23 protein-coding genes and 1 pseudogene are annotated in these 24,133 nt (G+C 69.6%); 22 read left to right on the top strand and 2 right to left on the bottom strand.

The window, feature by feature from the left end:
- From AB0C59_RS31315 to AB0C59_RS31280, 8 genes are all read left to right on the top strand, one after another.
- Entirely contained in the window at positions 1-1,344 is a 1,344-nt protein-coding gene (locus AB0C59_RS31315; protein ID WP_363010593.1) for a ParB N-terminal domain-containing protein, read from the top strand.
- Positions 1,341-2,456, top strand: a complete 1,116-nt coding sequence (locus AB0C59_RS31310) for a DUF4417 domain-containing protein (RefSeq protein WP_363010591.1) — start codon at positions 1,341-1,343, stop codon at positions 2,454-2,456. The genes AB0C59_RS31315 and AB0C59_RS31310 overlap by 4 nt, the downstream gene beginning before the upstream one ends.
- A 79-nt stretch (positions 2,457-2,535) precedes the next feature.
- A complete protein-coding gene (locus AB0C59_RS31305) occupies positions 2,536-2,937 on the top strand; it encodes a hypothetical protein (RefSeq protein WP_363010589.1) in 402 nt (133 codons plus the stop codon).
- On the top strand, positions 2,937-5,555 hold the full coding sequence (locus tag AB0C59_RS31300; RefSeq protein WP_363010587.1) for a hypothetical protein: 2,619 nt from the start codon (positions 2,937-2,939) through the stop codon (positions 5,553-5,555). The genes AB0C59_RS31305 and AB0C59_RS31300 overlap by 1 nt, the downstream gene beginning before the upstream one ends.
- Positions 5,555-7,798, top strand: coding sequence for a hypothetical protein (locus tag AB0C59_RS31295; protein ID WP_363010585.1), 2,244 nt, complete (start codon positions 5,555-5,557; stop codon positions 7,796-7,798). The genes AB0C59_RS31300 and AB0C59_RS31295 overlap by 1 nt, the downstream gene beginning before the upstream one ends.
- Before the next feature lie 20 nt (positions 7,799-7,818).
- Positions 7,819-8,289 carry a hypothetical protein gene (locus AB0C59_RS31290; protein WP_363010583.1) on the top strand — a complete coding sequence of 157 codons (471 nt, stop codon included), beginning with the start codon at positions 7,819-7,821 and terminating at the stop codon, positions 8,287-8,289.
- Positions 8,290-8,451: 162 nt separating this feature from the next.
- Positions 8,452-8,880 carry a hypothetical protein gene (locus tag AB0C59_RS31285; protein WP_363010581.1) on the top strand — a complete coding sequence of 143 codons (429 nt, stop codon included), beginning with the start codon at positions 8,452-8,454 and terminating at the stop codon, positions 8,878-8,880.
- A gap of 254 nt (positions 8,881-9,134) precedes the next feature.
- The gene (locus AB0C59_RS31280) at positions 9,135-9,641 is read left to right on the top strand and encodes a hypothetical protein (RefSeq protein ID WP_363010579.1); all 507 of its coding nucleotides are present in this window, start codon (positions 9,135-9,137) and stop codon (positions 9,639-9,641) included.
- A 68-nt stretch (positions 9,642-9,709) separates the two neighbouring features.
- Here the strand turns inward: AB0C59_RS31280 and AB0C59_RS31275 are convergent, their stop codons facing one another.
- Positions 9,710-9,913 carry a hypothetical protein gene (locus AB0C59_RS31275; protein WP_363010577.1) on the bottom strand — a complete coding sequence of 68 codons (204 nt, stop codon included), beginning with the start codon at positions 9,911-9,913 and terminating at the stop codon, positions 9,710-9,712.
- Between the two features lie 144 nt (positions 9,914-10,057).
- Here AB0C59_RS31275 and AB0C59_RS31270 point away from each other — a divergent pair, with 144 nt between their 5' ends.
- A complete protein-coding gene (locus AB0C59_RS31270) occupies positions 10,058-10,831 on the top strand; it encodes a hypothetical protein (RefSeq protein ID WP_363010575.1) in 774 nt (257 codons plus the stop codon).
- A gap of 266 nt (positions 10,832-11,097) precedes the next feature.
- The gene (locus tag AB0C59_RS31265; RefSeq protein ID WP_363010573.1) at positions 11,098-12,450 is read left to right on the top strand and encodes a hypothetical protein; all 1,353 of its coding nucleotides are present in this window, start codon (positions 11,098-11,100) and stop codon (positions 12,448-12,450) included.
- Positions 12,451-12,754: 304 nt separating this feature from the next.
- On the opposite strand, the gene AB0C59_RS31260 is transcribed toward AB0C59_RS31265, so the two are convergent.
- Entirely contained in the window at positions 12,755-14,350 is a 1,596-nt protein-coding gene (locus AB0C59_RS31260; RefSeq protein ID WP_363010571.1) for an ADP-ribosylglycohydrolase family protein, read from the bottom strand.
- Between the two features lie 306 nt (positions 14,351-14,656).
- On the opposite strand from AB0C59_RS31260, the pseudogene AB0C59_RS31255 reads away from it, so the two are divergent.
- The 12 genes and pseudogenes from AB0C59_RS31255 to AB0C59_RS31200 all read left to right on the top strand — a co-directional run.
- Positions 14,657-15,064: pseudogene (locus AB0C59_RS31255) on the top strand (HU family DNA-binding protein); the annotation flags it as partial.
- Positions 15,065-15,202: 138 nt separating this feature from the next.
- Positions 15,203-16,024 carry a hypothetical protein gene (locus AB0C59_RS31250; protein ID WP_363010569.1) on the top strand — a complete coding sequence of 274 codons (822 nt, stop codon included), beginning with the start codon at positions 15,203-15,205 and terminating at the stop codon, positions 16,022-16,024.
- 14 nt (positions 16,025-16,038) lie between these two features.
- Positions 16,039-16,809, top strand: coding sequence for a hypothetical protein (locus AB0C59_RS31245; protein ID WP_363010567.1), 771 nt, complete (start codon positions 16,039-16,041; stop codon positions 16,807-16,809).
- A gap of 188 nt (positions 16,810-16,997) precedes the next feature.
- Positions 16,998-17,348, top strand: a complete 351-nt coding sequence (locus AB0C59_RS31240) for a hypothetical protein (RefSeq protein WP_363010565.1) — start codon at positions 16,998-17,000, stop codon at positions 17,346-17,348.
- On the top strand, positions 17,345-17,950 hold the full coding sequence (locus AB0C59_RS31235; protein WP_266552566.1) for a hypothetical protein: 606 nt from the start codon (positions 17,345-17,347) through the stop codon (positions 17,948-17,950). The genes AB0C59_RS31240 and AB0C59_RS31235 overlap by 4 nt, the downstream gene beginning before the upstream one ends.
- A 61-nt stretch (positions 17,951-18,011) precedes the next feature.
- Positions 18,012-18,998: a hypothetical protein gene (locus AB0C59_RS31230; RefSeq protein WP_363010563.1), complete on the top strand. Its 987-nt coding sequence runs from the start codon at positions 18,012-18,014 to the stop codon at positions 18,996-18,998.
- Positions 18,995-19,453, top strand: coding sequence for a hypothetical protein (locus tag AB0C59_RS31225; protein WP_363010561.1), 459 nt, complete (start codon positions 18,995-18,997; stop codon positions 19,451-19,453). Before AB0C59_RS31230 ends, AB0C59_RS31225 begins: the two co-directional genes overlap by 4 nt.
- Positions 19,454-19,519: 66 nt before the next feature.
- Positions 19,520-20,881, top strand: coding sequence for a hypothetical protein (locus tag AB0C59_RS31220; RefSeq protein ID WP_363010559.1), 1,362 nt, complete (start codon positions 19,520-19,522; stop codon positions 20,879-20,881).
- A 27-nt stretch (positions 20,882-20,908) separates the two neighbouring features.
- Positions 20,909-22,219 carry a DNA methylase gene (locus tag AB0C59_RS31215; protein ID WP_363010557.1) on the top strand — a complete coding sequence of 437 codons (1,311 nt, stop codon included), beginning with the start codon at positions 20,909-20,911 and terminating at the stop codon, positions 22,217-22,219.
- A 134-nt stretch (positions 22,220-22,353) separates the two neighbouring features.
- The gene (locus tag AB0C59_RS31210; protein ID WP_363010555.1) at positions 22,354-22,911 is read left to right on the top strand and encodes a hypothetical protein; all 558 of its coding nucleotides are present in this window, start codon (positions 22,354-22,356) and stop codon (positions 22,909-22,911) included.
- 156 nt (positions 22,912-23,067) lie between these two features.
- Positions 23,068-23,742 carry a GNAT family N-acetyltransferase gene (locus AB0C59_RS31205; protein WP_363010553.1) on the top strand — a complete coding sequence of 225 codons (675 nt, stop codon included), beginning with the start codon at positions 23,068-23,070 and terminating at the stop codon, positions 23,740-23,742.
- Between the two features lie 92 nt (positions 23,743-23,834).
- A complete protein-coding gene (locus AB0C59_RS31200) occupies positions 23,835-24,068 on the top strand; it encodes a hypothetical protein (RefSeq protein WP_030578726.1) in 234 nt (77 codons plus the stop codon).
- Positions 24,069-24,133: the final 65 nt, after the last annotated feature.

The following is a 24,133-nucleotide window of genomic DNA, read 5'->3' as shown; positions in this document are numbered from 1 at the left end:
ATGACCAGTACCTCGTTCGAGGCTCCGCCGGACGGTGGGAGCATGATCCGGCTCACCGAGATCCTGCACCGCAGCGTCAAGCTGCGGCAGCGGCGATTCGAGATGCTGCCGCTACGTGGCCAGGGCGCCCCCTTCACTGAGCCCCACGCCCGCAACCCCTCCGACACCCTGCCGCCGTCGGAACTCGCCGACCTGATCTCCTCCATGTCCGTCATCGGCCTCCTGGAGCCGGTCCTGGCCGAGGAGATCGTCGTCGACGGCAAGGCGCCGACGATCCGCCTGGTCACCGGGGAGCGCCGCCTGCGCGCGATGCGCTGGGGCGCCGTCAACCGGCCGGAGAACCCGCACTTCCAGGCGCTGCCGGCTGTGGTCTGCCCGGGCCCGTTGTCCGAGGAGGAGCGTCACATGTGGCGCTTCGTCGAGAACTTCGCCCGCGAGCCCCTGCGGCCCGGGGAGCAGGCCGCCGCGTTGCTGTACCAGCGGTGCGCCATCCTCGTCGGCAAGCTCCTCAAGGCCGGCAAGCCCGTGCCGCAAGAGGTCTACGCTATCCCCGACCCGGCCGAACGCTTCCTTGCCCTGGAGAAGATCCGCGGCACCGATAGTTCCTGTGCCGCGCCCTGGAGCGAGGTGCTGGACCGCCTGGGGCTGCAGCTCAACGAGCGCAAGGCCGGCGAGCTCGTACGGGCCTTCCGCGCGCTGCCGCGTGACCTCACCGAGGAGATGGACGAAGCCGCGGTACGCCTGAACACGAGGATCAGATTTGCCGAGCTCCGCAACGGCCGGGCACAGGCTGCCGAGGGCATCTGGGCAGCCTTGAAGTCCTCCAAGCGGCTCCACCTGCTCCCGACCGCCGTGAACGTCGGCCTGGAGGAGCCCGAGCTCGGACCAGAAGAGATCATCACCGAAGCCGAGGAGCGGCAGGACGCGGCGAACGCCGGCCGCCGGGCGAAGCTCACCCGGGTCCCCACCCGCGCTGAGGACCAGGAGGAGACCGACGAAGGCGAGGACGCTGCTGTTCCGTCGGCCCTCGGCGCGGATGAAGGGGCAGAGATCGCTGAGCTGGGCCATCCGATGCAGCCGACGGCGCCAGCGGAAGCCGCCGCAGAAGCGATGCCGGCCGACACCGCCCCGAGTCGTCCGGCGGTGGAGTCGAACACGATCCGTACCGCCCTGGACGGCATCCGCGGGCTGCTGGCCGAGGTCCGGGCCGGCAAGGAGATCGCGCGGTACGACCGCGGCTCCCTGCGCCTTGCCCTGCGCGAGCTCCACGACCACCTCGAAGGCGCCACCGCCGACGGCGCGACGGACCACGATGCCACCACCGAAGGAAGCGAAGCAGCATGACCAGTGTCTCCCTGCCCATCCCGACCGTCGGCGTGCCCCTTCCGGGCCGCGGCTGCGACTGCAACAGCTGCGCCTTCTACGCCGGGCCCGACGGCCGGGGCGGCCCGGCGACCGTCGAGCCCCTGTGCACCGGCCAGAACTCCGACTGCCGGTTCTGCGGGTGCTCGGCGGCCGAGGCGGACGCTCCGGCGAACGCGTGCGTGACCCGCAAGTGCCCGATCCGGTGCGGGAGCCGGACCGACATAGCCGGGTGGATGGCGGACGTCGGCGGCACCCTGACCTTCGACGACATCGCCGTCGACAGCACGTTGCCCGACGGCCTGCCTGCCTTCATCCCCATGACCGACGGCTCGGCGGTCACCAAGCTCGACGCCAGCCTGAACTGGCCTGCCTACGGGGTCGGTCTGCGGCGCGTGTTCTCGCCCGACACCCACACGCTCTACAAGCGGTTCACCGAGCAGACCGCCCGCCAGGCCCTCGCCCTCGGGGACCACCAGAAGGCCGTGCTGGTCGGCTACGGCGAGGACCCGCTCGTCGAGGCCTTCTGGACCCGCCGCGGCCGCGACAGGCTCGTCGAGCGGATCGCGGAGCAGGAGTGGGACCTGGTCCTCTCGTGCAACTACAGCATCTACGGGGATTGGCCGCGCACCGAGCACCTGCTCAACATGCGTCGATCGCTGCTTCTCGCGCAGGAGTTCGCCGAGGCCGGCGTGAACGTCGTGCCGAACGTGTACTGGTTCCGGCTCGAGGACCTCCAGCGCTACCTCTCCTGGATCGAGGACACCCAGCCGGCCGGCATCGCCATCAACGTGCAGACCGTCCGCGACAACGCCGACTGGGACAGCTGGGAGCGGCCCGGCCTGCACTTCCTGGCCGAGAACCTCCCGGACGACATGCCGGTCATCCTCACCGGCCTGTCCCGGGCCAACCGCATCGCCGAGATGGCTCAGATCTTCGGCTCCCGGCTGACCCTGATCTCCCAGAACCCCCACCAATACGCCTTGCACGGCGCGGTCATGACCGCCAACGGGCGCGAAGACGTCCACGCCCGGACCGAGGACGCCTTCGCCGCGACCGTCCAGTACATGGCCTCGCTCCTGCCCAGCCGCTGAAACTTCTTCGCCCGCACTGTCACACCGGCGGCTCCTCCCACACCTGTAGCAGGTGAAAGCACCTTTGGGAGGAGCCTCCGTGACGACTGAACCCAACCCCACCGATGCCGAGACGGCGGAGCCGTCGCCGGCCGCTCCGGCCTGGCGACTGTGGATCCTGCTCGTCTGGCACCCCGCGCTCGGCCTCCCTGTCGACCCCGTCGCCGTGCTCGGTCTCGAACAGAGCCGGCAGCCGGCCGAGCGGGGCGTGCGCTGGGTCCCCCTTGTCTATGAGCAGGCCGATCCCTGGCGCGAGCGCCTGGGCGAGACCACCACCAGCGAGGACATCGAGCGCTGGATCGCGCAGTCCGGGGGCGCGTGCTCGCTCGAGCCCGCCGCCGTTCCGGAGGGTGCGCTCGACCTCACGCACGCCGCAGACCTCGTTCTGGACGGACTGCTCGCCGAGGTCATCCCTGCGCTCCCGCCGAGGGGTGACGGCTGATGGGCACTGGCAGCAAGTCCTCGCACGCCTCCTACGCTGTCGGGCCCACCACGGCGTCCGAAGCGGACGACGTGGTGGCCGAGGCGCCCGCGGAGCCGATGTCCGACGAGGAGGTCCAGGCCAAGGCCGACCTCCTGGTGGCGATGAACCTCATGGAGGAGATCGCCGACCCGCCGTTCGCCGTCGACCCCGAAGACGAGGTCCCGACGGATCCCGTCGAGCGGTACGACCTCTTCGTCGGCCAGGTCGAGCAGGCTCAGGAGGCCATCGAGAAGCTGAAGGAGGCGGGTGCCTCCGACGAGGAGATCGAGGCCCACACCAAGGCACTGAAGGCGCAGACGCTGGCCTATCTGAACTCGCTCGACGAGGACGACCTGCGCGAGATCGCCGAGGCCAAGGGCTTCGAGCACCCCGCGCTGGTGGGCCTGTCCGGCAAGGGCCAGCACCCCCTGGTCCACTGGCTCGACCCGGCGTACCCGGGCGACATTCCGTCCAAGGCCAAGATCCAGGCCGCCGCGCTCAGCCGGTACAACGAGCTGCTCGCCGGCAAGACGGTCGGCGGAATGACGCTCGCCGACCTGCACGAGATCGAGGGCACCGAGCCGCCCGTCAGCGGCGGCGCCTGGAAGGCCACGCCGGACGAGGTCGCCTCTTCCGCCCAGGCGGTGACCGCGTCGATCGACGCCTGGAACGAGGCGAAGAAGACCTACGGGCCTCAATCTCAGGAACAGAGGGCCGAGGCCCTGCAAACGATGCTCGCGGCTGAGCAGAAGCTGGCGTCGGCCGACTGTCCCGAGCTCGGCGAGGACCTGGCGAAGGCCAAGGCCGAGGCCAAGTCTGCGGTCGACGAGGCTCTCAACCACACGTACGTGCACGCGAAGGACGTCCAGCCTCTGGTACAGCAGGCTCTCGCTTCGGGGCAGCTGAGCGAGACCGAGGCGATGCACCTCGGTGGTCACCAGCTCGTGGCACTGATGCGGCCGAGCACACCCGAGAGCGAAGTGGAGTCGCTGAAGGCCCTGGCGGCCAAGCGGCAGGAGAAGCTGGCGAACCTCGACGCCGGCTACGCCGCCCACGTCGCGATGGCTCCCGGTGGCGACCAGCCGCTGAACCTGCCGCCGGCGGGCGACCCGGGCGCGCCGCAGGCGATCGCCGCGTGGGCGAAGAACGCCGGCGACGTCCGGGACATGCAGACGGACGTGAACGCCTGGTACCCCTACACCCAGCAAGGCGGTGCCAGCGACACCCCGTACGCAGAGCACCCGGCTCTCGGACCGGGGAAGTACCTTCACCCCGGCGATCTGACCAGCGACTTCAAGTCGTGGGCCGCGAAGCAGAAGCTCTCCGACCTGCGCACCGTCGCGGGCGAGCTGGGCATGGACAACAACGCCAAGGCCACACGTGCCCAGGTCCAGAACTACATAGCCGCGAGCTTCAACAAGAAGTACGACCAGCAGGCCATCAAGGACAAGGTCAACGCGGACGTCGCGAAGAAGGAGGCGGCCAAGGCCGCCAAGGCGGCAGCCGCCGCGGCCCCTTCGACGAAGCCCGATGACGGGTTGGCGTCGGACGAGGCGGTCCAGGCTCTGGCGAGCAAACTGCCGGCGAAGGGCACCGACTCGGCGGCGAAGCCGGCCGCACCTGCGGCGAAGCCGGTGAAGGCACCGAAGCCGGGCTCGTTCAACGCCAACGTCCAGGCCATGATGGCTGCCGTCCAGCACGCCAAGGCGACCAACCAGGACCTGCCGGCCCGCGTCGACGCCAAGGAGGTCGCCAGCTGGACCTTCGGCGCCGGCACGACGGCGTCCCACCTCGGAGGGATACACGCCAAGACCATCCATGCCGCCCCGGACGGATCGCCGTGGATGTTCAAGGCCGATCACAACCATGGCGGCGCACTGGGCCACACCGAGGCCGCCGCATCCCAAATCCTGGCCTTGAGCGGCGTCCCGTCGGTGCCGGTCTACCACCACAAGACCAAGGACGGCACAGCCGGCTCGGTCCAGCCGCTGCTGCAGGGCGCCAAGCCGTTCACCTCCAGCCCGAGCCAGTGGACACAGACCCAGGTGGACACCATCGTGCGGTCGCACGTGGGTTCGTGGCTCATCAGCGACCACGACGGCTACCAGGACAACTGGCTCCAGACGCCATCTGGGGGACTGGTGCAAATTGACCACGGCCAGTCGTACAAGTTCTTCGGTGCGGACAAGCTCTCGGTCAATTACGACCCCAACGGGGTCACTCCCATCCACCAGAAGCTCTATCAGGCGGCGCTCTCGGGCGGCCTTGCCAACGGCGTCAAGATCAATCCAGCCGCCGCACACCCGGTGATCAAGAAGTTCGAGTCCATGCCGGACGCACAGCTGCGCTCCGTCCTGCACTCCACCGCGTACGAGGGCGCCAAATCCGGTGTGGCCTGGGTCCCGCAGATGCGCAGCCGGGCGGCCAAAGCCCTGAAGATCCCGCAATCCCAGGTCACGCATGACCAGATCGCCACAGCGTTCCTGGACCACGCCGTAGAGAGGAAGAACAACTTGCGCGAGAACTTCTCCGACTTCTTCGTCCAGCAACTGGGCCTGCCCTCCGGCGCCTCCCTCAAGCACGGCGGTGGTAGCTGATGGGAACCGGATCGAAGTCGAGCCACCAGAGTTACGCGGTCAGCCCCACCGCGCTCGCCGAGGCCCCTGCCGCCCCGTTGGACATCACCGGTGCGCCGGTGGCAGGCGAGGGGGCCGACCTGGCGGGCGTGTCCGCGGGGGCTTCGGGGGAGGCGGCGTTCGAGGTGCCCGAGCTGCCTGAGCCTGTTGTCGAGCCGGCTCCCCCTGCGGAACCTCCTGTCGACGAGGACCCGCCGGCGGAGCTCGATGGGCTCCTGGGCACCAAATCTGAGCCCGAGCCCGTTGCGGCCGCCGCGCCGTCTGAGGAAGAGGCCCAGGAGGCGTCCGCCGAGGGGGAGCTGCAGAGCAGCGGTGAGGAGCCGTCGGCAGAGGAAGACGTGCTGCTCCAGGCCGAGGACATCGAGGAGGTCGAGGAGGAAGAGGAGGAGACGGACCCCCCGCTGACCCCGGTGCCGGCGGCGCCTCCGGTGGGCGAGCCCACCGGGACGCCGATTCTGGTGGGTGGGGACGACTTCATCAACTCCGAAGCAACCCTGGTCGCCTACGACTCGCCGGACGGACCGCGGGAGGTGCTGCTTACGCACATATCCGAGGAGGCCGAGGAGAAGCTCCTCGACGCGCTGAGTATCCCCGGCACGCACATGGAGGAGATCCAGGTCGAGGAAGAGGTCAAGGAGCGCCTCGACCTCGACAAGGAGAAGAAGCTGGCCGAGCTGACCAAGACCGCAATCACCTCCGTGCAGCACAAGCTCAAGGGCAGCCTGCCGATGTCGGACGCGTCGATCGCCAAGCACCAGGCGGCCGTCGACGCGGTCTCCGCCGTCCTCAACGACCCGTCGATCAGCGACGACGAAAAAGCCATGGCCCAGCACTACATGGACCAGCTGGACGTTGTGAAGGACAAGATCGACAACGGCGGGTCGGTCATGCCTTGGATGGACGCCTACGAGGTCACCGCGACCAAGATGGTCACCAAGCAGATACCGGTGCCCGACGGGGATCCGGAGCCCGGCACGCTCGCCGCGACGGTCCGCAAGGCCAGCAGGATCCAGGCGAACCTCGACCCGGCCACCGGGCAGACGTCCTGGGACGGTGTCAGCCGCTCTTCCGCCAAGGGCACGGAGTACGAGATCGACATGGGCGACGGCTGGAAGGCCGTCTACCGCCCGTACAAGGACAACGACCCGGCGAACACAGAGTTCTCGCTGAGGGGACAGCTTGAAGTCCACGCCCCTGCGGGCGCCGGCCACGGCAAGGACCTCGTGGATCGGCTGGAACAGCTGCACCTGATGAACAAGCCCATGACCGCGGCCGAGGGCGAGTGGACGTACCTGGCGAACAACATCCAGGCCCAGGGGCTGGAGGGCTCCGCCGGCATGAAGGCCGCCATGGAGACGGCCCAGGGACTTCAGGATCTCCAGGTCCAGGAGATCGTGCACCAGCGCATGGAGTCCCTCATGGGGCTCGACAGCGACGCGCTGCAGACGGCCATGAAGAGAATCCACCTGGAGGCATCCCACAAGGTGCTGCCGATGAAGGTCGAGGTCGTCCGAGACGCCGTCGCGAAGGCCTCCGGGTTCTCCAGCGGCGCCGAACTCGCGGCCAGCCCGGGCTACGAGCCGACGCCCTCGACCGGAGGGAAGTGGCTGACCTGGTCCCGCTTCGATGTGACCGGCAAGAAGGCAGAGATCCAGAGTGCATTCAAGGGCCGGTCACTGAGCCACAACCTCAACGGCGGCGATCTCGCCAGTCTCCTCGGCGTCGGGGTCCTGGCCTCCACGGAGAAGCGGGCCGTGATGGGCATCGGCGGGGGACTGGGCTTGAGCGAGCAGGCCGACAAGATGACCGGCGGCGCCAACAGCGTGTTCCTGCGGGTCAAGAAGACGCCCAGCTCCCCCGGTGGGGGTCGGCTGATCTGGGACGACCCGAGCGTACTCATGCAGCGCAGCGACTACTACGCCTACAACGGCGACCATTACGGCGCCATCAACCCCGCGCACCACAACTACAACGCGGGGGCCATCACACGGGACCCGATGAAGATCGCCAAGTTCACCGGCAGCAGCAACGAAATCATGTTCCGGAACGGGATCGACCTGCTGGGGGCCGAGGCTCCCAGCAGGATCGTGTGCCACACCGCCGCGGAGCGCAGCAGCATCCTTGCCTCCCTCACCGCGCGGGGCATCACCCAGCTCGGCGGGAAACCCGTCGAGGATGTCCTGTGCACGGAATCCGACTACTAGGGCTGACCAGGAGCGATTCGATGACAGCAACACAGCAGCAGTGGCGCCAGCGGTTCGCGGACCTCATCGCAGGCAACCACAGCGCGACCGGGGACCCGGTGGATGCCGGCGCGCGACTGGTCGTGTCGGGCCCTGACGGGACGGAGGTCTTCCGCGCTGCTCTCGCCCGCCACTACCGCTTCGAGGACGACGGCGACCAGGTCATATGGATCAGGCCTCTGGTCGGTGGCCAGGACGCCGAGGGCGGCGGCTACCTGTTCAACCTCAACCTGGCTCGGCGGCGATCTCTTTCGGTAGCCAGTGCCGACCTTGTGGACGACGGCGTGGAGATGGAGCTGACCACGGGGCAGAAGGCACGGATCGAGCCGGCCGACGGCCCCGAACTCGAGCAACTGAACCGCTGGGACGACTTCACCAACCGCCTCACCCCAGAGGAGGACGCCGCACTGGAGCGGCTGGACGCGGACTCATGGCACGGACGCTATGCGTGAGCAGCGCCGTCGCCGGTGCCGAAGGGCGGCCGCGGGACGTGTTGGCATGATGTCCCCGCGGCCCGACCGCCGCGAGACGACCACTGGCCGGCCCGGGGGATGGCTACGGCCGGCCGGACGCCCTGGCGGAAGAGCAGGACCCCACTCGAGAGGAGGAAGCACATGGCAGATCGAGCACATCCGGTGACCGAACAGCGGCACGCTGATCTGCGGAGCCCGCTGCCGGAGCACGAGCGCGACCTCCCCGTCGACGTGAGCTGGCTGCGTCGGCGCGCCAAGCTGTTCGCGACGGTGTCCGAGCGCAACTTTCACCTCGTCACCGATCTCGCGGCCTACGCCTCGATCAGCGGCATGCCCTACCTCTCGCACTATGCCGCCCAGGTGTATCTGGGCCCGAAGACCGCACGGCTGAAGGTGCCGTTGATGGCCATCAACCTCGGGCTGGTGACCACGCGCGAGGAAGCCGATCGCGCCCTGGCACACGAGACCATGCACCTGGTCGTCCCCTCGTATGGTCACAAGGCGGCAGCCTTCGCCCGGGCCCAACTCCTGCTTGACCAGGTCGGCCAGCTCACCATCGCGCCGGCATAGGCCGGCCACGTCCGCAGCACACAGGCCGGCCAGCCGCTGCCCCACTCGTATCCCTGGGTGCAGCGGCTGGCCGGCCGTTTATTCCCACCGTCGTGCGTGTTGCTTATTGTTGTTTCAATAGGTACTGTGGTTGATGCCGGACGGGAGATTGCGCCGGCCGAAGCCGCTGTCCGCGGCCTTCGATTCCAGCCCCGGTGTCCATGAGGCGCGCCAGCGCGCCGATACGGACCCGATCCTTTCTTCTCGGAGATCCGATGCCGAGCACCACGAGGACACCTTCCAACCCCATTGAGGCCGCGGCCATCCAGGCCGCGGTGAAGCGCGCACAAACCGGACAGGCCAGCCGGATCGGTCCGGACCCGGCCCTCCATGGCCACGACACCGAGCTGCGGTGGGTGGAGGCGGTACTGCGCCACCGACTCTCGCTCAACTCCCTTGGCCGCCCGGTCAGCATCCGCACCAAGAACGACGACACCCATCCGCTCGTCGCGGACGGCCAGCACTTCCCCGCGGTGGCGCTGTCCATCCCCTTCGCGGACAGAACACTGAACTTCCTCGCGACCTACGACGATGACCGCCGCCTCACCTTCGATCTCATCGGCACGTGCGACCGGTGCGGCAAGCCGGTGCCCATCGAAGAGATCAACTCCCTGGAAGACTTGGGCGACCACCTCCTCCAGACCCGCGACGGCCTCGGGGGATCCCCCCGCCTCCGTACCTCTCCCGCGCACGCCGACGGCTGCCTCGCACGCGGCAACTGATCGCGCTCCCCTCCCCGACGGGCGCCCCCGGCTGATTCAGCCGGGGGCGCCCTGCGTGAGGCAACACCTCACCACGCCAGCAGCCGCTCGGCCGGGTGCTCGCAACCCCGGGGAGGCAGTGCGACGTCCGCGTCGTCGACGTCGCCGGGCCTCGCCGAGCTCCAGGGCCTCTTGAAGCCCGAGGTCAAGCGCACCTCCCACGGCCCACCGGCTTGATCGCCAGTCACGGTGACGACGCCCAGTTCGGCGGCCACCGCCAGAGCAGCGCGCACCGCCAGCGCCGTCGCCAGGACCGGCCGAGTTCGCGAAAGCCGACTGCGGCGTGATCGCGCTCGGATCCACGCACGCATGCGCCCGCACGCGGCATGCCCGGCGCCACGCCCGCCCGCCCTCCCCTTCGGAACACAAGGAACGAGATGTCTGAGAGCACGAACGCGACCGCCCGCACCGCCGCCAAGCGGCTCCTCACCCAGAACTCGGATCTGAGGAGGATCGGCGTATTCAACTGGACATTGCCAGCTTTCGTGATCGAAATGCCTGATGGAAGCCATTTCAACGTATGCCCTCAGGCCGGCGTGTGCGCACAGTTGTGCTACGCCCGGGTCGGCACGTACCGGTTCAAGAACGTCCGCGCAGCACACATTCGGAATCTCCTCCTGTGCCGGGACAATCCGGAGGAATTCGAGAGGCAGATGACCGAGGAACTCATGCACAAGAGGTACGTCGGCAAGTGGATTCGCGTGCACGATTCAGGCGAGTTCTTCTCCGACGAATACCTTCTCACCTGGCTGCGCATCATGCGCAGCTCACCGGGCGTTCGCTTCTACTGCTACACCAAGGAGATCAGCCGCTTTAAGCGGCTTGTCGCCAACGATCCGCCCGAGAACTTCCTCTGGTGCTACAGCCTCGGAGGAAAAGAGGACCACCTCATCGACCTGAGCACTGAAAGGCACGCAGACGTCTTCCCTGACGTCGAAGCGCTGATCGCCGCCGACTACACCGACCAGACGGAATCTGACCTTCTGGCGGTGCTCAGCGAGTCCCCCCTCGTCGGAATCCCGGCGAACCGGATTCCTCACCTTCTCAAAAGGCAAGGGCAGGAGACATTCGGCAGCCTTCAGCGAGCGCGCGACGAGAAGCTGCGCGCGAAGAACGCTCGCGCGGGCCAGAAGTTCACGCTGGCGCACTGAATACTCGCCGGGGTGTCTTCGGGGCCGGACGGACACACGCCCGGCCCCGAAGGCACCTCCGCCGGCGTACGGAGGCACCACCTCGAGCGCGCGTTGCGTATTGTTTTACCGTGATGTACTTTAGCGCCTGCCCCTGCGCGATCGGGGCCGGCGCAGCCGTGGAGCCGGCGGTGCTGGCTCCACCTCGAGCTTGACCGACCAGGCCCCCACCCGCGGGACCTCGACCACGGCCTGCGGGTTCACTGCCGGTCCGACAAGGAGTAACGGTGATTCCCGCCGACGCTGATGAACTCGTGACCTCACAGGACATCGCGGAGAAGTATGAGGCCAACGAAGGCAACGTGGCCTACTGGACCACGCTCCCGGGTTTCCCGGAGGGTTGGCCGTCTGGTCCCGGACGGACCTTGGTCCGCGACGCCGCGTTGGTGGACGAGTGGCTGAAGGAAAACCTTCCGGTCCACTGGGCGAAGGGGCAGGACTCGGACAACCCGTTCGGCCTGCCCGCCGGCAGGCCGAAGGACTTGGTGACGCTGTCGGACATCTGCGCCTGGGAGGGCCAGGCCCTCGGGCGGACGGAGCCGGTGCCGGAAGCCACCCTGCGTGGGTACCTCTCCAGGAAGGTCCTGCCCGGCCCCGACCGCACGCCAGGTGACGGGAAGAAGCCGGAGGTCACGGAGCGGAAGTGGTACCGCGAGACGGCCTACAAGTTCGTGAACCGTAAGCGGCGCATGCGCCGGCAGACGACGGCCGAGGAGCCGGCGGTCAGCGAGCAGCACCCTGCATCCGGCAGCGAGCTTCCGGACCGTTCGACCATCGCGCGCACCGGGCACCTGGACGCCCAGGGCATCGCGACCACGTACAGCGTCAGCGGGCAGACGGCTCGGGGATGGATTCGCGCTGAGGGGTTCCCTGAGGCCGGCGAGCAAGGTTACAGCGCGGCCGAGGTCGACGAGTGGGTGCGCGAGAATCGCCGGAGCACCTGGGCCAAAGCTCAACGACGCGCTCAGCTGTCCAGCCATGCGTGGGCCGACTCGTCGGCAACCGACGAGGACGCCGGCGCCCAGAAGGAACTCGCCGACCGGGCGCCGGCGGCGGAGCCGGCCGCCGAGGCGCAGGGCGAACAGGCGGAGCTCACTGCGGAGATGATTGGTCCGCGGTACGGCGTCTCCGAGTACACCGGTCTCCAGTGGACCAAGGTCAAGGAGAAGCGCGAGGGCGACAAGGTCGTTCGTCGGGCTTTCCCTGCGCCGCGGAGCACGCAGCCGCGTACGTATGACCAGCACGAGGTCGACGCGTGGGTGGAGAAGCACCGTCCGCATGTCTGGGCGGCCTTCAAGGGAACCGGGCCGGCCCTGGTCCACGATCTGCCCGAAGGAGATCCGCGGGACCTGCTGGACATCTACGACTTCGCCGAGGTGCTGGGCATGACTACCCGTGGCGAGGCCCTCGCGCGCGAGACCATCCGTGCCTACCACGCCCGCGGACAGGTCCCGTTCGCCGACCGGACTGCCGATGACGGCAAGAAGCCTCGGGTCTTCCAGGATCACTGGTATCGCGAGACGGTCTACGAGTTCGTCCTCAGCCGCAGGGGATCCGGCCGCTTCGGTCCCAGGCGCTAGGAGGCCTTGGCGGCCTTGCCCTGTCGACCGGCTCCCGGCTGTTGACCGACCAGATGGGCCAGCCCACGGAACGGTTGGGCGGACGGTCGCTGGAAACGAGAGAGCCCGCCGGTCAGGCGACCGGCGGGCTCTCGGCTTTCCTGCTGGGGTCTCGCACGTCGTGGTGAGATCTGTCGGGTGTTCCCGGGTGCGTTGTCCGCCGTGGCGACGAGGGCGTCAAGTTCTTCATGCTCACGATGACGAAAGCGCGGCCTCCGGATGGAGGCCGCGCTTCTGGCTTCAGCGGTGTGGCGCGTCGCCCGGGTCAGCTGCGCTTGCGGAAGAAGCGGCGGCGAGGGCGGGACTGCGGCCGGTACGGCTGCTGCCCGGCCAGTTCGTACACGGCGTCGTGGAGCTGCGGGTGCGCCAGGAGGGTCCAGTGCTTGCCCAGGGTCGCCCAGACCTCCGTCAGGGCGGTGCGGGGGTCCGTTCCCAGGAGCGTGCTGTACGTCGCTGCCACGGCGGGGGTGCGCGAGCGGCCCGCGACGCAGTGGAGGAAGACCCGCTTGCCTTCCTTGCGGAGCCGGAGCACCTGGCGGGCCGCCTGGTCGAGGGCGTAGTGGAGGTTGGAGTTCTCGCCTTCCCTGTCGACCAGCCAGACGCGGACGTGTTCGATGTCGGTCGACGAGAAGATCGGCCCCTGCCCGACGCGGCACAGGGAGACGACCGCATCGACCGGCGGTGTGCCAGCGAACTCGGTCATGGGGAGGTTGCCGAGCAGGACTCCGGCGTCGGCGGGGTGCTGTGCGACGTAGCCCTTTCCGGCGGAGCCGGGGATCTTGACGCGCGGGGCCGAGGGCCAGCCGTCACCGTCGTCCATGCCCTTGCGGGCGGTCAGGACGGCCAAGCGGACGAGATCGGGGCCGGACATCGTGGGCCAGCCGTTCACCGCCTGCTGCCAGGCGAGCGGGATGGCGGACACGCCCCAGCGCGCTCCCAGGAGGGCGCCCGCGATAGCGGCCACGGTGTCCGTGTCATCCCCCGCGCGGACCGCCGCTTCGGTGGCGAGCTGGAAGTGCTGGGCGGGGAACGATCCACGCTCCGGGGCCAGCTCGGGAACGGGCGTATTGGTGATGGCGGACCACGCGGCCTGGAGGGCCGTGACGACGTACCCATTGCGGGTCCAGTGGTGGGGCGGGTTCGCCTCGGCCTCGTCCAGCCTCGTGTGCCAGATCTCCTGTCGGTCCTCGGGGAGCAGCGCGATGCCATCACGGACTCCGTCGAAGTGGCCTTCCAGCACGGCGGTTCGGATGCCCGCGCACCACAGGATGCACGCTTCGACGCACTCGGGGTCGCTGTGGGTGAGAGAGCTGATCATGGTGGCGGCCTGGACCATTCCGTCAGCGTCGTCCAGGTAGGCGAGGGCGACGATGCCGGTCCGCATCAGCGAGCCGTTGCCCGCGCTGAACCGGGTGCGGGCGGTGTAGGCGTCGGCTTCCGCCGTCATGGCCTGGGCGGGCGTGCCCGTCTTGTGGTTCTTCGCGGCGCGGAGCACGCTGCTGGTCTGGTTCCCGATGTCGCTGGCGCCTCCGTCGCGCCAGCGGTGGAAGTTGCGGGCGATCTGGTCGAGTGCGGTCGGGCTGGTGAGGTCGGCGCCGGTGGACGCGACGGCGGCGATGCAGACGTGCATCTGGGTGTCGTCGGAGTACTCGCCGGGCTTGTAGGGGCCCAGGCCGCCGCCGATCATGGCGGGCTGCTCGTCGGGGCCCAGTCGGCGGGCGAACTCGTAGGGGACGCCGAGGGCGTCGCCGCACGCGGCGCCGAGGAGGACGCCGGCTGCGCGGTCGGTGGCGTGGGCATTGAGCGGGTGGGCCGCCGGGGTCAGGGTGGGGATCGTGGGGTCAACGAGCTTGGCATTCACGGGTGTTCTCCCGAGGTCATGTGCTGCGTGAGTGGTCTGAGGGGGGCGGGGCGGGGAGCGCGGCGTCAACTCGCCGTGCGCTCAAACCCGCTGTCGCTACGTCAGAGTGACACGACCGAACTACTTTCGTCAACATGACGATTAGCGTTGCATGTTTCTTTTTCGTTGTGTACTTTAGTTGTCACCGGAGGCGCTCGACCGTCCTGGATGACGCGCCCTGCTTCCCTTCGTCGGCACCGCGCCCCCTGGACATCAGCGGCCGCGCGTCCGGCATCGAAGTGCACGCTCACCTACAGGAGTTCTGCCATGAACAAGGCCCAGCTCGTCGACGCGATCGCGGACAAGATGGGCGGTCGCCAGCAGGCCGCCGACGCTGTCGACCACGTGCTCGACGCCATCGTTCGCGCTGTCGTCGCCGGAGACCGCGTCTCCGTCACCGGATTCGGCTCGTTCGAGAAGGTCGACCGACCGGCCCGCTACGCCCGCAACCCCCAGACCGGCGAGCGGGTGCGGGTCAAGAAGACCTCCACCCCCCGCTTCTGGGCCGGACAGGGCTTCAAGGACCTCGTCAACGGTGACAAGAAGCTGCCCAAGGGCGGCGAGGTCTCCGTCAGGAAGGCCCCCAAGGGAAGCCTCACCGGCGCCTCCGCCGTGGTGAAGAAGGCGGCGGCCAAGAAGGCCGCCACGAAGAAGTCGGGAGCGGGGGCCAAGAAGACAGGCCCGGCGAAGAAGGCCGTCAAGGCCACCCCCAAGAAGTCGCTCGCCTGATCCGCCGTTGCCGGGCCTCCATCCCGGCGTTCCCAGCTCGACGGCCGGGCGCTGGCGCGCCCGGCCGGACCGGAGAGACTTCTGATGAACTACCTCGTGATCGACGGCACCCGCGTCGTCTCTGCCCATCGGACTCTGGCCTCTGCCCATTCAGCGGAGGCGCAGGGGATCGGGCGCAGCACCGAGCCCGGTCCGCTGCTAGGCGGTGAACCGGCTTGGTGGACACGGCAGAACGGCGGTGTGTCGGAGCTCGGCATCCTTCGGACGGACGCGGCCGAGCTCGGCTTCCGCTTCGAACTGCGCGCCTGCCAGGCGCCAGCCGGCTCCTGCCACCACAGGCCATGCGGCACCTACGCCACGTGGGCGGTGAGCCGCTGGTACGGGCTCCTCAGCGAGCTCGCCGTGTTCGTGCCCCTGTCATGGATCTGGGTCGGCAAGCGCAGCGACGACCCCCGCGGCGACGCCCCGCAGTTCCTCGCCGAGGGGCGGGTCCTCGTCGACCGCCTGACCGCAGAGATGCGGGAACCCCTGCGGGTCGCCGAGCTTCCGCTGGCGGACACGCGAACCCTGGACGAGCGGGCCCAGGCAGCTCACGCCCTGGTCGTGCGGTTCCTTGCGGAGCATTTCGGCCCCGCCTCCGAACCGGAGCCCGTCGCGGTCCGTCCGGTCCTCCACGGCCACGAACTGCATCTGCGGCTGGACCCGTCCGTCCCGGCGAACCTGCCCATCTGCGGCACCGCCTTGCCGGGCCGCGGCACTGACGCCACCGGCGCCGAGCCGGACGTACACGCCTGTGACCAGTGCTTCGGGCGCGCCCCCATCGTCCCGCCGCCGATTCTCACCACCGCCGAGTACAAAGCGTGGACCACATACATCGGCCAGCCCGGCTCGCGACCGGCGAATTGAGGAGGAGTCACCTCGTGTCCCAGGCATCAGCCGTCGTCCCCACCGGCTCGTCCAAACAGACGGCGCTTCGCCTGCTCCGGCGCAGGTCCTTCAGCGCCGGGTACCTGGCGCAGGTGATCGACCTTGCCGTACGTGAGGTGGTCCGCAGCCAGTTCGACGAGCCCGACGAGCGCGAAGCGGCCCTGGTCCATCAGCGGCTGACGCGATACGCCGCGAACGGGCGGCCCGGCTCCGCCGAGCTCGCCCGCGCCATGCTGGACGTCAAGCACGCCCTGGACTTGGTGCGGAACGGGCACTACCGGGCATCCGCCGTTCCCGAGAGCGGACTCGACACGGCCGTCTCCGCGGAGCAACTGCTCGAGCTGGTCGCCGAAGTCGGCCGGGATCGTGTGCTCGCGGCGCAGGGGGGAGCCCTGGTCGTCCTCGCGGAGGACGAGGGAGCTAGCACCGTCTACCGTCCGGTGTCCGCCGTACAGGCGAAGGCTCTGCGGCAGGCGGCACGCAGCGCGAAGGAGGAGGCGATCCGCCTTCATGAGGGTGCAGTTGAGGTGCTGAGCCCGCACGTGCGCATGGCTGACTGGAGCAAGGACGACGGGTACGGAGTCGCGGTCGACGTGGTGCGCGACGGAGTGTCGGTGCAGTGGTGGCCGGCCGCAGTGCCCGAGTCCCTGGCGCTGTGGGAGCAAGGAGGAATCCGGCAGCTCTGTGTGGCGCTGCTGTCGGCCCGGTTCACCGTGCCCGAAGGGGATGAGCGGACACCCCACGCCATGATGTTGCGTATTTAGATTCTCGTGTGTACTGTACTTTTGTCTGGTTGATCGGCCGCTCACTCCTCCCCCACAGCCCCTACGCCGGCCCGCGTCGGCGCCGTGAGGGCGGCCGCCAGGCCACTGCACTGCTGCGTGGCGAACCCCGCAGCCCTCCATCTCACCGCCCCGGGCAGCCGAAGCCCGCCTCGAACTGGGAGACCGTCATGGGCCCGAGCACCCCCCAACCGCGCCGGACACCGCCGCTCGACTCGCTCAGGGAACTGGTGCCCGGCGCCGAGCTCGTCAAGGTCCGCGCCAACCCGCGCAACTGGAGCCAGGCCGTGCTCCTCGCTGCGTACACGTGGCCGCAGTACGAGGGCGACCGCCTGGTCCCCCTCGACCACGGCAGCTGCCCGGACGACTCGCACAACACCGCTCTGACCATCGGCGAGTTCCTCAGCCGGTACCGGCAGCTCCCCGTCGTCCGCCAGCTCCAGGCCAGTGACGCCGCCTACACCTTCCTGGTCGAGCTCGCCCGCCCGTCCTGGGAGCTCTCCGGCGGTGATTCCCAGTGAGCGCCCCGGCGATCCCCGCGGCGTGCGCGCACCGTCCCACGCACGGCGGCCTGGTCGTCCCGTACGTCTCGTTCGAGCACAACGGTCTGCCGGTCTTCGGCGGGCTCGACCCAGGCAAACGCACCCGGGCCTTCGAGAACGGCCTGTGCCAGATCTGCGAACGGCCGCTGGAGCGGTGGTTCTACGTGCTGGTCCGCCCCCAGGACGTGGGCATCGGGTATGCGCCGGAACCGGGACTCCACCCGCCCTGCCTGATGTATTCGGAGAAGGCGTGCCCGATGCTCAACGGCACCAGAGCCACCTACCGTTCGGGCGGCGTCATCTCCCGGCATCCGGCGGGCCGTCCGTGCGACGACCCGGCCTGTTCCTGCCCGGCGACGGCACCCACCGCGGAATCCCTGGTGCGCGCCGGGCGCAAGGCCGACGACTGGGACGCCTGGATGCTCTCAGCAGACCAGTACGAGCTGCACCGTGACGGACACGGCGCGGCCGTGGGCATCCGGCTCCCTTCCGACCCGAAGCGTATCCGCCGCGTGCGGGTCTCCCCCGAGCGCAAGCGCGCCCTCGCCCTGGTCGCGGCGCTCCTTGATCTGGGCGCCTAGCCCTTCCCCCCTTCCACGCCTGGCGGGCCACCTTGCCCGCCACGTTCTGCCACCGATGAGGATGACCGTGCTCGCTGAACGCTTCCGCCCCTCCGACATCGAGAGTCTGGTGCGCATCGCAGGCGCCCTGGCCCCCTCACTGGCCGCCGCCGAACTGCCCCCGCCGTACCGTGAACTCGCCCAGCGCGCTCACGCCGAGATCGTCGCGGAGGCCGCCGGCGGCCGGTCCCCGGCCGTCTCCGCCATCCTGGGGCCTCGCCCGGGCCAGCAGGTCTGGATGCTGCGCATCTGGACCCGCCACGAGGACACCACGGCGCCCTACGCCACGGAAGGCGCTGCCCTCGCGGAGCTCGCCTCGCACGTGCGCGGCAGCTGGGCCAACGTGGGCGGCCAGGGCGACGTGCCCGACGAGCCCCCGGCCGACGACGCCGAAGCGGTCGATCTCTACTACGGTCCCGACGGCGATGCGGTGCCCGATCAGGGCTTCGAGCTGTACTGCGAGGAGATCGGGCGGGCGCAGCGCTCCCGGATTGCTCCCCTGAACTTCGTCTTCCCCGACGCTGGGACGGCCGAGGGCCTCAACCGCGCCGCGGTCTTCTACGCCGCCGATGACCAGGGGCCGTCGTGCATCGAGGTGGCCGGCGTGCTCGTCTTCGGTTACCTGGACGCCGAGGACGGCGTCGTGCGGGTCTCGGTCCACCTCGACAGCGCCGACCCCGAGCACGTCGTCCGGCCGGACGGGACCGTGCCGCTGCGCGTCGTCGTCGAGGACACGGTCATCCTCGACGACAGCAACCACTACGCCCCGCATCCCCCCGTACTGGAGCAGCTCCTGGATGCTGCCGACCCGGAGCAGCGGGCCGTGATCTCCTCGGTGGCGGTCTCGGCGGGGCTGATGTGGAGCTGCCCGAGCTGCCAGTGGCACAACCCCCGGGCGACGGAGCAGTGCGAGCGCCCCGGCTGCGGGCGCAAGGTCAAGGCAGCGATCAGCCCGCGGGCCGCAGGGCTCGATCCGGCACCGGTCCTCGCGCTGGAGGGCCCGCGATGACCAGCAACGCCTACCCGCCGGCGCCCAAGCATCTCCGTGCCGCGTGCGCACATCCCTCGGGGCACCTCGCATCGCACGGCAGCCGTACGACGCTCCAGGTCTACCTGGACGACGGCCTGGTCTACCGCAACGACGGCGACGGCTACCGGCTGCCGCCGGAGAAAGCGCAGGCGCAGGGCGTCGGACCGTACGTCATCACCGGCGCCGGACGGCGGTCGATCCTGAACGACTCTCAGCTGGCCGCCGTCGACTCCGCCGACGAGGACGGCGCGCTGAGGGACGTCACCTGGCCCACCGCCGCCTCCCTCGCCCGCCTCGCCCTCGTCGAGTACCGCGACGCCGACGGCGTCCGCCAGCCCACCGACGGCGACGACGGCCGCACCGGCCCGAAGCACCGGCCCTACCTCACTCCCGCAGGCCTCGACGCCGCACGCGCCGCGAAGCCGCAGCCCTGACCCTCCTGTCCTCCGGCGGGTGCGGCCTTTCCCAGCCGCACCCGCCCCTCCCCCACAGGTACGCCCATGACTTCCCTCACGCTGTTCGAACCCGACCTCGATGCCGTCCCCGCAACGCCGTCGTCCGGCGGACCGGCTCCGGCCGAGGTCGCCTCCGCGGAGGCTCTGGCTTCCTTCCGCGCGACGAAGCACAAGTCGCTCAACTTCGGCCTCGGCGTCGACTCGACGGCGCTGGCCCTGGCGATCATCAACGATCCGACCGCCTTCGGGATCGCCGAAGACTTCTCCGACTTCTCGATCGTGACGGCGATGACCGGGTTCGAGTTTCCCGACACGATCGCCGACGTCGAGAACCACGTCCTGCCGTTGCTGCGGGAGAAGGGCATTCGGTACACGCAGGTCGCGCGGGCGGGGCGCCCCGACTCGGCAGGTGTCGAAGTCCTCTCTGACACCAAGAACCCCGGCAAGGTGTTCAGCCGGGGTCCATGGACGCTCATGGACGAACTGGAGGAGAACGGCACGGTTCCCCAGTACGCCGGCGGTCACGTATGCAGCCAGAAGCACAAGGCTTGGACGATCGACCGCCTCCAGCTCGAGCAAGCGGGCGGGCAGACCGTCGGCAAGCTCTTCGGCTATAACGCGGACGAGTACAAGCGCGCGGTCAAGGCGAACAAGTTCCAGGCCAAGCGCAACAAGAAGGCCGGCTACGAGACCTTCGCCCTGGACTACCCCTTGCTCAGGCTCGGCTGGGGCCGCGAGGACGTGCAGGGCTACGTCAAGGACCGCCTCGGCATCGACATGTCCAAGTCATATTGCCCGGTATGCCCGTTTGCTGGGGTGTGCTCGCCCCAGCCGGACCACCTGAAGCGGCTGCGGAAGTACCCCGACCTCGCCGCGCGCGTGCTGCGTCTTGAGTACCTGTCGATGGCCTTGAACGACAACAGCTCCCTCTACAAGGACGACACCCTGTTCAGGCGGGTCACCGACGACCAGAACGCTGAGGCGCTCGGCCAGTTCAATGCCCGGCTGGACGAGGAGCCGTGGGCGGTCTACCGGTTGCAGCGCGCCTACACCGCCGGCCGCCGGCCCGAGTGCCACACCGCGCACGGCGACCGCTGCTCCAAGCCCGAGTGCCGCGACAGCAGCTTCAAGGGCACGGTCTACCGGTCCGTGGAGACTGTCCGCACCGGCAGCCGTTCCGAAGTCGGCACCTTCCTGCACAACGCCGCCACGGCCCTGGACCGCCCCGTCGAGCACTCCACGAAAGCCCACGGCGCCGGCATCGACCGCGTGCGCACCCGCGTCCGGCCGGACGCCAAGACCTACGGCACGGTCGAGGACTTCTACGTGACCGCCCCGGCCGGCGTGCAGGACAAGGCCCGCTCCGGCTTCGCCGGTGTCTGGGCCGCGATGACCGCCGGCCAGTAGTCCCCCCGATCCCCCCTGCGAGGAGAGATGACCACACGCACCCTGCCCCCCGCCGCCTACGACAGACTCACCGCCGCGGTCGCGCGCGACACCGGCGATCGGCGCACGGCCGCCCTCTTCAGCCACGCCGCGGCCCTCGTCCGGCATGCCCACGAGCACGGCCTGGCTCCGGCCGACGAACGCCCGCCGGGTCCGGACGGCCTGCTGAAGTCCCTGGAGAGTCTCGCCGGCTGCCACCCCGCCCTGGCCCCTCTCGCCGATCCGGCCGTACTGCCGCTGTGGGAGCAGCCGCTCGGCTCCGCAGCCTGGACCGCCATCGAGGAGTTCTGGGACCGGCACCCCGCCCTCGAAGACGAGCGCCGCGTGGACGGCTACGCACTGGGCGACGCCTACCAGCTGCTGTCCGACGAAGCCCGCAAGGGGCGCGCCCTGTGCCAGACCCCGCCCTGGGTCGCCCGACTCCTGCTGCGCCTGTCGCTGGAGCCGGCCATCGAGGAGTGGGGGCCGGCCGACGTCCGGATGATCGACCCCGCCTGCGGGACCGGGCACATCGCGGTCGCCGCGTTCCACATGGCCCGCGTCCCGCCGATCCGCGGCCGCCGCTCCGCTCCGGTCGGGCACGGGCCGCGGGCCGTCGAGCGGGCTCTGGCAGCGGTGTCGGGCGTGGACCTTGACGCGTACGCCGCCGCGCTGACCGCCTACCGGCTCCTGGCGTGCTCGGCGTCCGTCCTCGGCGTGAGCCTGGACCAGGTCCCGGCTTCGTGGCCCGTCAACGTGGCCGCCGCCGACTCCCTGCTGGACCGCACCGAGCCCCTGCTCGCCGCCGGCGCCTACCACGCGTGCGTGGCCAACCCGCCGTACATCACCCCGAAGGACCCTGCCGTCCGCGACCAGGTCCGCGCCGCGTACCCGCAGGTGGCGGCCGGCAAGTACTCGCTGGCCCTGCCCTTCACCGCGCTGATGCTCGAGTACCTGGCCGTCCAGGGCGGCTTCGTGGCGCAGCTGACCGCGAACTCGTTCATGAAGCGGGAGTTCGGCAAGCGGTACATCACCGAGTTCCTCCCCCGCTTCGACGCACGCTGGATCATCGATACCTCCGGGGTCTACATCCCCGGCCACGGAACACCCACCTGCATCCTCGTCCACCGGGCCCGCCCACCGGTCGGCGACACGGTCACGGTGATCCGGGGCAACCGCGGAGAGCCCCACGTTCCGGAGGACCCCGCGAGAGGGCTGGTCTGGAGAGCGATCGAGGACGCGGTCGACAACCGGCTTGCCTGGGACCGGTTTCAAGCGGGTGCGGACCTCGCACGGCGCGGCGGGGACACCACTACTTGAGATGTTGCGTATTCTCGATTCACTGTGTATTGTCATTCTTAGTTCGGGCCAACGCCCCGCCACACCAACCCACTTGACGAGCGCCGCCACTCCAGGCGCCGCGCCGTCCCAGCGCATCCGGGGGACTGATACAGATGAAGCGGAACAAGCCGCTCATAAAGCGCCGTAAGGCCGGGACGCAGTACCGGCGGCGGAGGCTGCATCCGTGGGGAAAGCACGCCTCCTCGTACTGGGCGCTGGCCGTGCCCCAGGCGTTCACCGGGACCGGCCAGACCGTCCTCGACATGACCGGAGCAGTGCCCGCGGGCGCAGACGAGTCCAGGCCCGACAGCCCGCGCTACGGCTCCGTGCTGCGCTGGCGGCTCGACCGCGACGGCCAGACCCAGTTCGTCTACGGCATCCAGGTATGGGGACGGTACCGGGGCGAGAGCCCGTCGGCTTACGGCAAGCGCATCTCGGACGCGTTCCGCCGATCCCTCCCCACTTCGCCGGACGTCCACCACGTGTTCGTCGCGGAGCGGCCGGGTTGTGCACGCGGGACGCGGTGCCCGCTCACGCGGCACTGGTACACGGCCATCGAGGCCGACCTGTCGACGCACCAGCCGGATCGGTGCCCGATGGGCGTCCTGAACGACGGCCCGCCCTGGCGCCTGATCGGCCGGACAGTCCCTGACGGCCGCCACATCTACTGACGTCCCCCGGCACAGCCATCCGGGCCGCCCGGCAGCTCTCAGCTCCGGTCGGCCCGGCCTCAGAGCCCATGCCGCCGTTGAGGACCCCTCCGGCGGCCCTCCCTTCCGCCACCCGAGAGGCGATGCACTGCGCCTCACACCGCCCCAGGAGTCACTATGGGTACCACCCGCACACGCTTGCCCGGCATCACCCTCCGCGACGCGGCACCCACCGACGCGGACGCCGTCATGCGGCTCCTCGCCGACGTGAACCCCGACGATCCCGACGCATTCGAGGACGTGCGGCCGAACCTGTCCCTGCCGCAGGAAGGGCCCCTCTCTCACTTCCGGGCCCTGATGGTCGTGGCCGAAAACGACGAAGGCGGGGCGGTCGGCGTCCTCATCGGAGGCGTTCCGCTGTGGCTCTTCGACCATCCGGGCATCGACGTGCCGCTGGCGCACCTTCTGGCGGAACGGACCGCGATCGTCACCGCGGTTGCGGTAGATCCCGGGCAGCGCGGGCGAGGCATCGGGGCCGAACTCATTCGGCATTCCGTGCGCCGCTTCACGCGCGCCGGTTATGGACTGCTGACCCTCAACTGCTTCCCGGAGCTGGAGAGTTACTACGAAGGTCTCGGCTTCTCCATCATGGACGGCCTGAACGTGGCCCTCGGCCCCCTGAACGCGGTCGGGCACCGATGGGGCGATACCCGGGTGGCCGCCCGGCTTCTGGACCGATACACGACCTTCGTCGACGTCCCGGGCCTTACCTCCCCGGTCGTTTCGGGCATCCTTCCCAACACCCGGATGCAGCGTGGCGCGTACTTCGACGGGGAGCAATTCCGCGCCTGAGCCGATCACAGCCCGGGTGTCTGGCCTCCCGGGCGACAGAACTCACCCACGGATGCAGGTATCAGCCGGCATCCAGAACCAAGGAGGAACTGATGCCGGTTGTCGACGGCAAGAGCCCGAGCCCGTGGGTCCGATGGGCGCTGCGATGGGGCGCGCCGAGCGCAGTCGTCGCCCTGGTCAGCGTGTGGGTACTGGAGCCCGCCAGTCTTGTCGGCGCGGTCATTGCGGCCGGGGTGGCACTGACGGCGCTCCTGGTCTTCGTCGGCACGATGCCCCGCCGGCAGCTGCCGGCCCAGCAGCGGGCGCGCAGGGGCGCCGGCAAGTAGAAGGCTCCAGCGAGGCGGCCGGTGCGCCGTTACCCGAGAGCTCGGACGGTGGGCCCGGATACGTG

The sequence above is a fragment of the Streptomyces sp. NPDC048664 genome, from assembly GCF_040650555.1.
In the GTDB taxonomy this organism is placed as follows: Bacteria; Actinomycetota; Actinomycetes; order Streptomycetales; family Streptomycetaceae; genus Streptomyces.
This window is presented reverse-complemented; position numbering and strand designations above follow the sequence as displayed.

Bases quoted from the DNA above. Each gene is read 5' to 3' on its own strand.
- AB0C59_RS31315 (WP_363010593.1), top strand. From the start codon at position 1: ATGACCAGTACCTCGTTCGAGGCTCCGCCGGACGGTGGGAGCATGATC.
- AB0C59_RS31310 (WP_363010591.1), top strand. From the start codon at position 1,341: ATGACCAGTGTCTCCCTGCCCATCCCGACCGTCGGCGTGCCCCTTCCG.
- AB0C59_RS31300 (WP_363010587.1), top strand. From the start codon at position 2,937: ATGGGCACTGGCAGCAAGTCCTCGCACGCCTCCTACGCTGTCGGGCCC.
- AB0C59_RS31295 (WP_363010585.1), top strand. From the start codon at position 5,555: ATGGGAACCGGATCGAAGTCGAGCCACCAGAGTTACGCGGTCAGCCCC.
- AB0C59_RS31290 (WP_363010583.1), top strand. From the start codon at position 7,819: ATGACAGCAACACAGCAGCAGTGGCGCCAGCGGTTCGCGGACCTCATC.
- AB0C59_RS31285 (WP_363010581.1), top strand. From the start codon at position 8,452: ATGGCAGATCGAGCACATCCGGTGACCGAACAGCGGCACGCTGATCTG.
- AB0C59_RS31280 (WP_363010579.1), top strand. From the start codon at position 9,135: ATGCCGAGCACCACGAGGACACCTTCCAACCCCATTGAGGCCGCGGCC.
- AB0C59_RS31270 (WP_363010575.1), top strand. From the start codon at position 10,058: ATGTCTGAGAGCACGAACGCGACCGCCCGCACCGCCGCCAAGCGGCTC.
- AB0C59_RS31250 (WP_363010569.1), top strand. From the start codon at position 15,203: ATGAACTACCTCGTGATCGACGGCACCCGCGTCGTCTCTGCCCATCGG.
- AB0C59_RS31240 (WP_363010565.1), top strand. From the start codon at position 16,998: ATGGGCCCGAGCACCCCCCAACCGCGCCGGACACCGCCGCTCGACTCG.
- AB0C59_RS31230 (WP_363010563.1), top strand. From the start codon at position 18,012: ATGACCGTGCTCGCTGAACGCTTCCGCCCCTCCGACATCGAGAGTCTG.
- AB0C59_RS31225 (WP_363010561.1), top strand. From the start codon at position 18,995: ATGACCAGCAACGCCTACCCGCCGGCGCCCAAGCATCTCCGTGCCGCG.
- AB0C59_RS31220 (WP_363010559.1), top strand. From the start codon at position 19,520: ATGACTTCCCTCACGCTGTTCGAACCCGACCTCGATGCCGTCCCCGCA.
- AB0C59_RS31215 (WP_363010557.1), top strand. From the start codon at position 20,909: ATGACCACACGCACCCTGCCCCCCGCCGCCTACGACAGACTCACCGCC.
- AB0C59_RS31210 (WP_363010555.1), top strand. From the start codon at position 22,354: ATGAAGCGGAACAAGCCGCTCATAAAGCGCCGTAAGGCCGGGACGCAG.
- AB0C59_RS31205 (WP_363010553.1), top strand. From the start codon at position 23,068: ATGGGTACCACCCGCACACGCTTGCCCGGCATCACCCTCCGCGACGCG.
- AB0C59_RS31200 (WP_030578726.1), top strand. From the start codon at position 23,835: ATGCCGGTTGTCGACGGCAAGAGCCCGAGCCCGTGGGTCCGATGGGCG.